Source organism: Polynucleobacter sp. HIN9 (assembly GCF_030297635.1).
Taxonomy (GTDB): Bacteria; Pseudomonadota; Gammaproteobacteria; order Burkholderiales; family Burkholderiaceae; genus Polynucleobacter.
Genome location: NZ_AP028140.1, coordinates 1,268,142 through 1,281,003, shown reverse-complemented (window position 1 = coordinate 1,281,003; position 12,862 = coordinate 1,268,142). Strand labels below are relative to the sequence as shown.

11 protein-coding genes are annotated in these 12,862 nt (G+C 49.4%); 6 read left to right on the top strand and 5 right to left on the bottom strand.

The annotated features are described in order from the left end of the window. Positions 1-7: 7 nt before the first annotated feature. The 3 genes from pufC (at position 8) to QUE62_RS06640 (ending at position 3,727) form a co-directional block, all read left to right on the top strand. On the top strand, positions 8-1,069 hold the full coding sequence (gene pufC, locus QUE62_RS06650; protein ID WP_286261204.1) for a photosynthetic reaction center cytochrome PufC: 1,062 nt from the start codon (positions 8-10) through the stop codon (positions 1,067-1,069). Between the two features lie 64 nt (positions 1,070-1,133). Beyond that, positions 1,134-2,663: a phytoene desaturase gene (locus QUE62_RS06645; protein ID WP_286261202.1), complete on the top strand. Its 1,530-nt coding sequence runs from the start codon at positions 1,134-1,136 to the stop codon at positions 2,661-2,663. Continuing rightward, entirely contained in the window at positions 2,660-3,727 is a 1,068-nt protein-coding gene (locus QUE62_RS06640) for a phytoene/squalene synthase family protein (protein WP_286261200.1), read from the top strand. The genes QUE62_RS06645 and QUE62_RS06640 overlap by 4 nt, the downstream gene beginning before the upstream one ends. A gap of 11 nt (positions 3,728-3,738) precedes the next feature. Here QUE62_RS06640 and QUE62_RS06635 read toward each other — a convergent pair whose 3' ends face one another. From QUE62_RS06635 to QUE62_RS06615, 5 genes are read right to left on the bottom strand one after another with little or no spacing between them, the layout of a single operon-like run. After that, positions 3,739-4,581: a carotenoid 1,2-hydratase gene (locus QUE62_RS06635; RefSeq protein WP_286261199.1), complete on the bottom strand. Its 843-nt coding sequence runs from the start codon at positions 4,579-4,581 to the stop codon at positions 3,739-3,741. Positions 4,582-4,607: 26 nt separating this feature from the next. Continuing rightward, positions 4,608-6,155, bottom strand: a complete 1,548-nt coding sequence (crtD, locus tag QUE62_RS06630) for a 1-hydroxycarotenoid 3,4-desaturase CrtD (RefSeq protein ID WP_286261198.1) — start codon at positions 6,153-6,155, stop codon at positions 4,608-4,610. Continuing rightward, positions 6,148-6,834: a spheroidene monooxygenase gene (locus QUE62_RS06625; RefSeq protein ID WP_286223295.1), complete on the bottom strand. Its 687-nt coding sequence runs from the start codon at positions 6,832-6,834 to the stop codon at positions 6,148-6,150. Before QUE62_RS06625 ends, crtD begins: the two co-directional genes overlap by 8 nt. Before the next feature lies 1 nt (position 6,835). After that, a complete protein-coding gene (gene ppsR / locus QUE62_RS06620; RefSeq protein WP_286261196.1) occupies positions 6,836-8,251 on the bottom strand; it encodes a transcriptional regulator PpsR in 1,416 nt (471 codons plus the stop codon). A 25-nt stretch (positions 8,252-8,276) separates the two neighbouring features. Beyond that, positions 8,277-9,173: a cobalamin B12-binding domain-containing protein gene (locus tag QUE62_RS06615; RefSeq protein WP_286261194.1), complete on the bottom strand. Its 897-nt coding sequence runs from the start codon at positions 9,171-9,173 to the stop codon at positions 8,277-8,279. Positions 9,174-9,458: 285 nt separating this feature from the next. Here QUE62_RS06615 and bchF point away from each other — a divergent pair, with 285 nt between their 5' ends. From bchF to bchB, 3 genes are read left to right on the top strand one after another with little or no spacing between them, the layout of a single operon-like run. Further along, entirely contained in the window at positions 9,459-9,947 is a 489-nt protein-coding gene (gene bchF / locus QUE62_RS06610) for a 2-vinyl bacteriochlorophyllide hydratase (protein WP_286261192.1), read from the top strand. Next, the gene (locus tag QUE62_RS06605; RefSeq protein ID WP_286261190.1) at positions 9,944-11,248 is read left to right on the top strand and encodes a ferredoxin:protochlorophyllide reductase (ATP-dependent) subunit N; all 1,305 of its coding nucleotides are present in this window, start codon (positions 9,944-9,946) and stop codon (positions 11,246-11,248) included. The genes bchF and QUE62_RS06605 overlap by 4 nt, the downstream gene beginning before the upstream one ends. Before the next feature lie 8 nt (positions 11,249-11,256). After that, positions 11,257-12,855: a ferredoxin:protochlorophyllide reductase (ATP-dependent) subunit B gene (gene bchB / locus QUE62_RS06600; protein WP_286261188.1), complete on the top strand. Its 1,599-nt coding sequence runs from the start codon at positions 11,257-11,259 to the stop codon at positions 12,853-12,855. Positions 12,856-12,862 lie beyond the last annotated feature (7 nt).

The following is a 12,862-nucleotide window of genomic DNA, read 5'->3' as shown; positions in this document are numbered from 1 at the left end:
AGCAATCATGAACTCAATTCAACGCATATTGGGCATTGCTGCTCTGGCCGGAGCCACATTATTTCTAACGGCATGTGAACGCCCGCCAGTGGACTCAGTGCAGAGTGGCTTCCGTGGCACCGGTATGGCAATGGTATACAACCCACGTACGTTAGAGGCGCAGGCAGAAAAGAATCAGGTACCGGTATCGATTCCTGCTGATGCGGATGGTCCAAAAGCTGGCGCTGTCTACAAAAACGTCAAGGTCTTAGGAAATCTGAGCGTTGCCCAGTTCACAAACTTTATGGTGGCAATGACCAGCTGGGTTGCCCCTGAGCAAGGTTGTGCCTACTGCCATAACGTCGCAAATTTTGCTGAAGACTCGAATTACACAAAAATTGTCTCGCGCAAGATGATTCAGATGACCCAACGAATTAACGTGGAATGGAAATCCCATGTGGCAGATACCGGGGTGACCTGCTATACCTGCCACCGTGGAAACAACATTCCACAAAACGTTTGGTTTACCGATCCTGCTAAGCCTCAGGGCAGTGGGTTCTTAACGGGCAAGAATGGCCAAAATACCCCCTCACAATCAGTGGGTGGGAGTGATTTGCCCTATGACCCATTCACCCCTTACTTATTAAAAGCTGAAAACATTCGCATGAATGGACCAACGGCTTTACCCACTGGCAATAAGAACAGCATTCAGGATACCGAGAAAGTCTTTGGCTTAATGGTACATATGTCGACCTCATTGGGTGTGAACTGCGCCTATTGCCACAATACCCGTGCCATGCCTGAGTGGTCGCAAAGTCCACCGCAGCGGATGACCGCATGGTATGGCATTCGGATGGCACGTGACATTAATAACAACTATATGGTGCCGATTACCAATGTATTCCCGGCCCATCGATTGGGACCCGAAGGGGATGTGGCAAAAGCGAATTGCGCAACCTGTCATCAGGGAGCCTATAAGCCTCTCTACGGAGTTTCGATGCTCAAAGATTACCCATTCTTAACAGGCACGCCTGCACCGCGCGTTGCACCAAAGCCTGCTGAGAAGAGCAATACTGTAGCGATGAAGTAAGGAATGATGTAACCGGTACTTATGGCGTCCTTCGTGGCGCCATTTTTTTCTAAATTAGGAAGCCATGCTCAAACGAACCTATCTACCCAGTGATGACCGCCCGATTGCGGCGGTGATTGGGAGTGGTTTTGGTGGTTTAGCTGCAGCGATTCGGCTTTCGCATAAGGGCTACCGCGTGAAGGTATTTGAGAAGCTCGATAAGCCCGGTGGGCGCGCCTATGTACATCAACGCGACGGTTATACCTTTGATGCCGGGCCCACCATTATTACGGCTCCCTTTTTACTTGAAGAGTTATGGGAGCTATGTGGTGAAAAACTTGAGAATGATGTTGATCTGCGGCTGATGGATCCGTTTTATCGAATTCGGTTTGATGACGGCAGCCATTTTGATTACACAGGCGATCTGGCGCGCATGCGTGATGAGGTTGCTAAGTTTAGTCCAGCAGACTTGCCGGGCTATGATCGTTTTCTAGCTGAGGCCGAGAAATGCTATCAACTGGGCTTTGAAGAACTCAGTAATGTCGCCTTTGACTCCCTAAGTGATTTATTTGAGGCATTCCCATCGATGGTGAAGATGAAGGCCTGGGAGAGCATCTATACACTGGTTGCAAGACATTTGAAGAACGACAAGTTACGCCAAGTGATGAGTTTTCATCCATTATTAATTGGCGGCAATCCCTTTTCGGTAACGGCAGTGTACTCGCTCATTAATTCTTTGGAGCGCAAGCACGGCGTGTTCTCAGCCATGGGCGGTACCGGCTCCCTGATTAAGGGCTTAGTTCGTTTATTGGCCGATTTAGGGGTGGATGTGCAATGCAACCAGGAGGTAAAGCGCATTGAGGTGCGTGATGGCAAAGCCGTTGGTATTACGCTAGCAGATGGTAATTTTGTGCCAGCCGATATCGTGGTCTCGAATGCTGATGCCGCTTGGACCTACCAGAAGCTGATTGAACCGCAGCATCGCAAGGTTTGGACCGATAAGAAAGTAGCGCGTAGTAAATATTCAATGAGTTTGTTTGTTTGGTATTTTGGAACCAATCAGCAATATCCTGACGTCCCCCACCATATGATTTTGCTGGGCAAGCGTTACCGCGAGTTGCTGGAAGATATCTTCAAACGTAAAGAGCTGGCGAAAGATTTCAGTCTCTATTTACATCGCCCAACTGCGACCGATCCGAGTCTTGCGCCCTCAGGTCATGACACCTTTTATGTCTTGTCTCCCGTGCCAAACTTAGACAGTGGCACAAACTGGCAAGAGACTGCAGAGTCTTATCGCCAGGCGATTGCAGAGTATCTGGATCAATCAGTACTGCCTGGTTTTCAAAAACATCTCACCACCTCGTTTTGCACCACACCGCAGGATTTTCAGGATCGGTTGTTGTCAGTCAAAGGTGCTGCCTTTGGATTTGAGCCGCTCTTATTGCAAAGTGCGTGGTTTAGACCGCATAACCGTAGCGAAGATGTAAAAGGACTGTATATGGTGGGTGCCGGCACCCATCCTGGCGCCGGAATTCCGGGTGTTTTGTCATCTGCGAAGGCTTTAATGTCAGTGGTTCCCCATCCCATTAATGTGGCGAAGGGGTATGCGCAATGAATCGCAGCTCGAAGCGCTTTGATCAGGACCTCAGTGAGTGCGTAGAAACCATGCGCGATGGCTCCAAATCCTTCTTTGCTGCCTCGCGTGTATTGCCCAGTCGTGTACGGGATCCTGCTACGGCTCTGTATGCATTTTGTCGGATCACCGATGATATTGCCGATGCAGCAGACGCTACTGATCAATCGATTATCACTCTACAAAAGCGATTAGATGCCATCTATTTAGGTCAACCCATTGATGAGGCGGCTGATCGGGCGCTAGCAGAGGTGGTGCGTGCCTTTGATATCCCTAAAGAGTTACCACTCGCATTGATTGAGGGATATGCATGGGATACGCAGTACCGCACCTACGAGACCTTTGATGAGTTGCTCGATTACTGTGCGCGCGTCGCTGGTACGGTTGGCGCCATGATGTGTTTGATCATGGGAAAGCGTGAGTCCGAGACCGTGGCGCGTGCTTGTGAACTTGGCCTTGCGATGCAATTAACCAATATTGCGCGTGATGTGGGTGAAGATGCGATGAACGGCAGGATCTACCTGCCCATCGAGTGGATGAGGGAGGAGGGGCTTGAGCCCAAGGAGTGGTTAGCAAACCCACAATTTAATGAAGCAATCTCACGCGTAGTGGCGCGACTTCTCAAAGAGGCCGACAAACTCTACACGCAAGCCGAGATTGGAATTGGTGACTTGCCGTGGGACTGTCGCCCAGCGATTGCTGCAGCACGTCTGATTTATGCGGAGATTGGTCGTGAAGTCGAGCGCTTGAACCTGGATTCTGTATCAGTTCGGGCGGTGGTCTCAAAGCAACGCAAACTGGTCTTATTAACCCATGCCACTTCAGCCATCATTGCGAAGTTCTCGATCCGACGTTTTAACCCAGAAGCACATCCCTCGATTCAGTTCCTGATTGAGGCGGTGAATAAAACACCGCACATCCGTCATTACGGTGGAACTATTCACGAAAGACTGACTTGGGTCGTTGATCTACTCGAGCGGGTGGAAGAGCGAAAGCGAGAAGCGGAAATGACTGTGGCCGATCGTTTTATTCAACCACTGCGTTAACCGCGAATCAATTACTTCACCCTCGGCATCCGCCAAGGAAGCATAAACTGCACTGCCCAAGATGAGAGTCTTGGAACATCGAGCGTCTCATGAAATGAAGTCACGCGCTCACCGAGTAGCTCGCTGCTGAGAACCGAGCGTGCATAAAAAGGCGTATCTTCCAGTGTTTCCAAGATCTTGAGTTGGGCATCCTTCGGGTTACGCATTTGCCTCTGAATCCGCCAACCTGTTTTGGGAAGAGCTTGACGAGGAGGGGGTTCAAAGTGCTCAATGCGACCATCCGGAGTAAAAATGAGCCCCAAGACTCGTTCTATCCCATTACGCTGGCGCACATCATAGATGACTGCAGTACGCTCACCACTTAATTGTGCACGTGACCAATCCCAATCTTTAAACGGAATTGCAATCGGTTCATCCCCCTCATTAGAATCAAAATAGGCATTGCCTTGCCACTTGATGTTAGGTGACTCTAGTTCAACCTCGATACGCGCGCTAGGTGCCAATGGCCCCCAGCGATGCTTATGCTGATCATCTAGATGGGTTGAGAAATAAAATAATTGTTTTGGGTATAGTTTGAAGTGCCCAACGACGCGTTGACCAAAGGGAATAGCGCGTTCCACAAAATCAACCCGCAAATGGTCACCATTCCAATGGAGGCTGCTAGGTCCAATCACAAACTCAGTTTGATTCCGAGAAATACTCGCTGCGCTACGCTCGGTCATGGTCCAGCGCTTATTACCCGGACTATAGATCGCCAAATTAATCGCACAATGGTTTTCTGGATCAACATGGGCATGGCGACGGCGTGCTAAGGCATAGTATGGGGAGAACACGCTCCCCACAAATGCAATCATGACCAGACCATGCTTGCCATCATCACTTAAGGCATCGACGTACCACCAGAGATAAGCACCCGACCCGACCGCTTGGTCAAACCGAGGTGACCCATCAGGGTTGCGGCCGCCATACGACCCGAGAGGGCCGCCATGGGCACTCCCGCTCCCGGATGCGCGCTGCCCCCCGCTAGATAAAGACCCGAAATCGCTGTTTGGGCTGCTGGCCGTCGAAAGGTATCCATCCAACCATGGTTCGCTTGGCCATACAGAGCCCCACCGGTTGCTGGAAAGAGGCGATGAAAGTCCTGTGGCGTAGTGCGCGTTACCGTTGCATCCGCTAATGAGAGATTGAGGCCACAGTGTTCGAGTAGGGAAAGGGATTTTTCTTGACATGATTCAATCTCGGCTTGAGTAGGTTGTTGGTGATCACCAGTGGCTGGCGCATTGACTAAACATAGGAGTCGCTCTCCTTCGGGGTGCGAAAGATGATGGTCGGTTTGATCTTGGGCGCAAATGTAAACCGTTGGCTTTTGTGGCAAACGCTTGCGATAGAAGATATCCGTGAACTCGCTATCGTAGTCTGAGTCAAAAAATACATTGTGCCGAATCAGTGGGAAACCCTGAGGCTTCGCAAACATCGACCAGGTAATTGCGGATAGCGAGCGGGTGGTTTGGGTAATTGGAGAGGCTTGACGAATGGCTTCACCCAATAAGCCAGTTTGTAGGGCCATGGCATCGCCATTAAAGATAACGGCTTGCGTCTGAATCGTTTCGCCATTACTTAAACGCACCCCTGAGACCTTACGGTTACCTTGCATAATCTCTTCGCAGTTCACGCCGCAGATCAAGCGTACCCCTTTGGAGCGCGCCAGATCCGAAAGTGCTTGAGTAATGGCGATCATGCCGCCTTGCACCGCCCAGACCCCTTGCATTTCCACATCTGCGATGAGCATCAGGGTCGCAGGCGCCTGAAACGGTGAGGAACCGCAATAGGTGGCGTAGCGCCCAAAGAGTTGATGCAAGCGCGGGTCTTTAAAGTAGCGACCTAGACTTTTCCAAAGATCATTAAATAGACCAATTTCATACAGTGCTTTTGAGCCAGTTGGTCCTAAATCACTCATCATGCCCATCATCGAGGGCCGTTGCGACAACATATAGGGTTTTTCTAAGGCGCGATAGAGTTTGCGGGTTTGTTCGCAAAAATCAATGAAGCGCCTTGCCTCTGCAGCACCGGCAAAATCTTCAATTGCTTTAGCCGATTCATCACGATTGGCAAAAAGATCTAAACGCTCGGATTTGCTCCATGCATGGCGGGCTAAAATTTTGAGAGGTTCTATTCGCAGCACATCCTCTAGTCGTGTGCCTGCATTGGCAAAGATGCCGTCAAAGACCCAGCGCATGGTAAATACGGTTGGCCCAGAATCCACTCCATGACCGGCACAATCAATCTGTCGGATCTTGCCCCCAAGGCTTTGCTCTTTCTCAACCACGATGACCTCTAGACCGGCGCTAGCAAGTTCAAGAGCGCTCACTAAGCCACCGATGCCGCCACCGATCACCACAATGGGTTGATTACCAAGGGATTTAGGCAAGCGTTCTTCCTTTCCATGAACCGGTTGCGTCAAATGGTTGAAAGCGCACAAACATGGATTCCGAAAAATATTGACCTTGCATGGCGGATTTGATGGCTGCCAAGTGTGCGCCCGAGCGCGCGTAAGTATCCATCGCTGCCTGAGATTCCCAGATGGTAAAGGTTGCTTGCCGTAAGATCGGCGCCTCACCAACACCTGCAGAGATTAGGCAGCCCTCGGTATGCAATAAATCAACTTCTGCAGGTGGTGCCTTGGTCCAAAACGATATTGCTTTTGAGGGCTTAATCGATGCCCGCGTAAGTGAGGCGATTGGCCCTGAGCTTGGTGGAGCAATCGACTCACTCAATTGATGGCCAGACCATTGGCCTTTAACTGAATAAGCACGCAGTTTGACGGTAAATAGTTCATGGGCATGTTCTTGATACCACTTTAGCAAGGGGGATTCGCGAACAAATGCATTTGCATGCTCCAAAGAATCAAAGAGACTAAATAAACCTTGATGGGTTCCACTGGGGCTCACCGAGAACCCGGCATTCTTCCCAGACCCCATGTGTTTTTGGAGCAATAAGCCGCTTGGTCGATAGGTGCTAAATCGGTTGAACATCAGACGCGCAATGCCGGCGAGTTTGGCTTGCGGTTGGATGCTGACCAAGCTCATGACTGCTACCTGTGAAGACATCTTATTCCTCGATGTCGCTATCTTTGCTTTGATCGCTCAGATTATATTTACGTAATTTAATGTAGAGACTTTGCCGAGAGAGACCAAGCATCTCAGAAGCAGAGACTCGATTGCCACGCGTGAGCTCGAGTGCGGCTTTAATGCAAAGCTGCTCAATCAAATCAGTCGTCTCGTTAATAATTTCTTTTAAAGGTAAGCGGCCAACCAGTTGTGTGAGTTCTTCACTCGAGCGTGTAATTGACTCTTCGGGTTGGATCTTTGAGCGAATGCGTGAGCCAACCTCACGAATCGTAAATCCTAAGCATGCATGTGGGTAGGCAACCGATACAGCAGAGATCTCAACCGGATGCAAAGTACCAAACGAGTCTCGAATCGAGGTTGCAAATAACTTAATAGATCCCTTTTCTTGAAGATTGGAGAGCATGACACGTAAATCGACACTCGAACGCTCAAGCCAGCGCTCCAGAGGCTCATTTAAGATTTGATCGAGCTTATCAGCCATGATCAGACGCAAGAATGCTTGATTCGCAGTTAATATTTTCCCGGCTGAGTTGGTCACAATAAAGCCATCGGGCGCATTTTCGAGCGCTTGAATCACTAATGATTGTGCGCCTACATCTTGACGGTCAATAAATTCACCCGAGCGCTTAATCGTGATTAATAGTAGGGATTGGTTTTCATTACGAAACGGTGCGGCTGATAAAAATGCCTCTTGGCCATTTAAAAGCTGAGTGCTGAGGTCAGCCGCAGTGCTTGTATATGCAACCTTACTGAGTAATGACTGCGCTTGAATGCGATCACCCTTGGCTAAATAGTCAATTAAAGAGCGACCGTTGAGTTTTTTAATGGATTCATTTAGCAAATCAGCAGCACGAGGGTTGGCCTCAACAATCTTGAACGTATTTGCGTCAAGCACTAATACGGCCTCGGAGGCCATTTCAAATAAAACACGATACCGCGTTTCAAGTTGGCGCAGGCGAGTGTAATCACGCTCAATCGCTTGCTGTGCGTCGACTAAGCGTTGTTGGAGGAGGGAGATCTCGCGTAAATCACGAGCGAGCGCAATAATCTGCCCTGTACTTCCAATTTTCAGTGTTGCGCAGAGGAGGGGCAAATCACTGGCGCCCGGCATCGCAACATTAATTTGCCGAAAGCGCGAGAGGGAGGACTCATTGGCATCCGTCAAGAGCGCCTGAATCTTCGGACGGCTTTCTACAGTGACCACATCGACCCAAGATTTACCAACCCAGTTTTCTAAGTTGGGGCTTCGTAAATCTGGGTTACCAAACGCAATACTTTGAATCACACCCTCTGAATTCAGGGTGAGCGAGATATCTGCCGAAGCCTCGACGAGATTAGCAATCTCTTCCGGGTTGAGCTGCCCAAAGGTGTGGGCGGTGCTGGCAATATTGGTCACGATCTCAGTCTTTTATTCGTTTTTCTTAAACTCGCGATTTTAAGATATTCTCAGCGGCAATTACCGCATCTGGGGCGCTCAAAGTGCAAATGTCTGCAGCGCATTGATCCATTAATTCTGGCTTAGCATTAAAGAGTGCACCCCCAGCCATAATCCCAATTTGGGAGTTGGCTGAACATTTCCGAATCGCCTGGACCAATTCCTGCATAGCGTCCCATTGCAGCTCATACGAAATTGAGATTCCAACAATATCAAATGCTTGCTCACGGCAAAGCGTAAGGATTTCCTCTTTGGAGGGGTTGGCTACTGTCGTGACATCCCAGCCTGCTTGGATAAAGAATTCGCTCAACATCAACACCCCCATGGTGTGTTGGGAGTGGGGCATTGCAAATAACAAGGCTCTCCCTGAGAGGGTTTTGTGTTCACTTTCATTATTCCGAAAGTCCGGGCTAAGTTCTTGCATGATGCGCTGAACTCGACCGAGGGCAAGGGTCACGGTTGTAAAACTTTGCTCATCGAGTTCCCAATAGCAGCCTAAGCGCCTTGCTGCCGGTGCAATTAAGTCGAGATAGATCTCATTTAATCCCCGACCTTCAAGGCGCATGGCTTGAATGTAGCCTAGGCAAATATCGTTCGAGCTATGAATGAGCAATTCAGCAAAGTGTTTGACCTCATCACTGGATATCGGCACCCCAGTTATTCTGGAAGCAACATCCGGGTGGCTGTGGCCATGCTGCATTAGGAGGCGGGGAATAATTTGTGCCTCGATGGTTTTATTCAGTAGATTATTGAGTTCATGAGAGGGTAGCGAATCCACCTTTTGGGAAATCTGGGTATTGAAGCGCAGTTTTTCGTGCCATGGTTGGCCTTCCTTGCCTTCTGATGCCTGATTACCGTTTCTCGGTAGATTAAATTGATCCACTCTTAACCCCTAAGCCATTTACATATGTTGCGATGCAATATTTATTGCATTCCAAGCACCTTTTTTTCAGGTAATTCTTCCCAGAAATCCAACTAAAAATAGGCTAATCCAGGCCAAAAACCTTCTTTTTTTGACCAATTTCCCTAAGGTTTACCACTAGGAGTCTAAACTGTCAAAATAATTTGACATATATAAGGGTTTATTCCTAGATTTGTCTACATAAAAAAGCGTAAACTTAGGTTTACATATTTATATAGGAGCCAGGCTGCGTAAGGAAAAAAGCACATGGCAAGTCAAATTCACCCCCTTTATACACCCGAAGAGCGAATCCGACGCGATCGTTCGAAGTGGACCTTGGTTCAGGGGATCTTGGCGCCTGTGCAATTTGTCATTTTTTTGGTGAGTTTGTATTTCGTGATTCGATTTTTAATCACGGGGCAGGGCGAGTTTGCCGCCAATGTCTCGATCGTGATTAAAACCTTGATTCTCTACACGATCATGATCACCGGCAGCATTTGGGAGAAAGAGGTATTCGGTAAGTATCTTTTTGCACCCGCTTTTTATTGGGAAGACGTGTTTAGCATGCTAGTTTTGGCATTGCACACCGCTTACTTAATCGCATTAACGTTTGGGTTTTTAGAGCCCCGTGCGCTGATGGTATTGGCCTTATCGGCTTATTTGGCGTATGTGATTAATGCCGCTCAGTTTTTATGGAAACTGCGCCAAGCTCGCTTGCAAGAGTCGAGTCAAGGAACAGAGCGGGTGATGGCATGAATCGCGTGATTCCTTTGCAGCCCACAACCGATACGTGCGACTCGTCAGACCGCGCAATCCTCAAAGAGCGTGGTCAACGCGAAGTGTTTTGTGGCTTAACCGGCATCATTTGGCTGCACCGCAAAATTCAGGATGCATTTTTCTTGGTAGTTGGCTCTCGTACTTGCGCACACTTGGTGCAATCGGCTGCGGGCGTGATGATTTTTGCAGAACCACGTTTTGCGACAGCGATTATTGATGATCATGATTTGGCAGGCCTCGCCGATGCCAATGAGGAGCTCGATCGGGTAGTTAATCAACTCCTCACCCGCAGACCCGATATCAAAATGCTTTTCTTGGTGGGCTCATGTCCATCCGAAGTGATCAAGCTCGATCTCTCACGCGCCGCCGAGCGTTTAAGTAAAACCCACACACCACGCGTACGCATTCTCAATTACTCGGGTAGTGGAATTGAAACCACTTTCACACAAGGTGAAGACACTTGCCTTGCCGCACTTACCAAAGAAATTCCGCGGCATGCACAAGATCATCCGGCACAGAGGGAAGTGGATCTATTGATTGTTGGTTGCTTGGCCGATATTGTGGAAGATCAGTTCTCCCGAATCTTCAACGAGCTGGGCATTGGATCCTATGCATTCTTTCCGCCCAGACGGTCGGGTGATATTCCACGCCTAGGGCCCAATACTCGGTACTTGCTTGTGCAACCCTTCCTGACCGATACCGCCCGCGTGCTCGATGATATGGGTGCAAAGCGGATTCCAGCTCCGTTCCCACTTGGTGTTGAAGGGACAGAGGCTTGGTTTGCCGCCGCGGCTAAGGCATTTGGAATCGATCCAAATCATGTTGAGAAGGTGATTGCACCTAAACGTCAACGCGCAAACTTGGCGCTGGAGCGCCAACGACAAGTTCTCAATGGCCGCTCAATCTTTTTCTTTCCAGATTCGCAATTGGAAATCCCTCTGGCGAGATTTTTGCACCGCGAACTGGGCATGCAGCTGACTGAAATCGGGATGCCTTATATCCATCGCCAACATCTGGCGGAGGAACTGGCTTTGTTGCCAGCTGAAGTGAGCCTATCAGAAGGGCAGGATGTGGAGAAGCAACTTGATCGCTGTCGTAATTATCGTCCCGATATGGTGGTTTGCGGCTTGGGTTTGGCAAATCCACTCGAGGCTGAGGGGTTGACTACGAAGTGGTCAATTGAATTGGTGTTCACACCGATTCAAGGGTTTGATCAAGCGGCTGATCTCGCTGAACTCTTTGCGCGGCCATTGGTGCGCAGAACTAAATTGGCGGCTTAGGAGAGCTCATGAAATTAACGCTCTGGACCTACGAAGGACCGCCTCATATTGGTGCGATGCGTATCGCAACGGCAATGGAGAGCGTGCATTACGTCCTGCATGCACCACAGGGCGATACCTATGCAGATCTGCTCTTCACCATGATCGAGCGCATGAACAAGCGCCCACCAGTGACCTACACCACCTTTCAGGCACGTGATCTTGGTGGTGATACCGCTGAGTTGTTCAAAGATGCAGCGCGTTCTGCTTACGCACGTTTTAAGCCCGACTTACTCATGGTGGGTGCGTCATGTACCGCTGAATTGATTCAGGATGATCCAGGTGGATTAGCAGCTGCACTGCAATTATCAGTTCCTGTATTGCCATTGGAATTGCCCGCCTATCAGAAGAAAGAAAACTGGGGCGCCGCAGAAACTTTTTATCAAATGGTACGTTTGCTAGGTAAAGACTACGTTTTATCTCCTGGAGAGAAACGTAAACCACGGCCTGCTGGATTGCCACCAAGTTGCAATATTTTGGGACCAACCGCTTTAGGATTTCGGCATCGCGATGATTTGGTGGAAATTCGGAAGCTACTACGACAGATTGGTGTGAGAGTCAATGTTGTCGCACCCTTGGGCGCTAAACCTGAAGACATTTCACGCCTGCATGAGGCAGACTTTAACGTGGTGCTCTATCCCGAAGTGGCCAATAGTGCAGCCCAGTGGTTAAGTAAAAACTTTGGGCAGCCCAGTACTAAAACCATCCCAATCGGATTTAATGCAACACGTGCCTTTATCGAGGAGGTATGCACCCTAGCGCAAATCCATTGCGATATTGATGAGTTGACAAAACGCTCACGCGCACGCTGGTATGCCTTATCGGTGGATTCAACCTATTTAACGAATAAACGTGTCTTCATCTTTGGTGACGCAACTCATGCAATTGCGGCTGCAAAAGTTGCATCCCAAGAAATGGGCTTCCAGGTCGTTGGTCTTGGTACCTACAGCCGAGAGTTGGCCAGGGAAGTGCGAGAGGCCGCAAGTCAGTATGGCATTGAAGCTTTAATTACGGATGATTACCTAGAGGTCGAGCAACGCATTACCGAACTACAGCCTGAGTTGATTCTGGGTAGTCAGATGGAGCGCCATATTGCCAAGCGCCTTAAGATTCCGTGTGCTGTTATCTCAGCACCAATTCATGTGCAAGATTTCCCAGCACGCTACTCGCCACAAATGGGATTTGAGGGAGCCAATGTTCTCTTTGATACCTGGGTCCATCCATTGATGATGGGCTTAGAAGAGCACTTGATTGGTATGTTCCGCGAAGACTTTGAGTTTCATGATGGCGCAGCTCCATCTCATTTGGGCCATGGACATCAGCGCACCCCCGCGAACGAAGCGAGCGTTATATCTGAGCCTGCACCGGTTCCTGAGGTGGCAGTAGCTAATGGCGCCCCTGTGACTGAGAGTGTGTGGGAGCCAGAAGCACAGAAAGAGCTCAATAAGATCCCATTCTTTGTGCGCGGTAAAGCCAAGCGCAATACCGAGCGCTTTGCGATTGAGCGCGGTTTACCAACGATTTCTTTAGAAACTTTGTATGACGCAAAAGCCCATTTTGGACGCTAAGCGCACT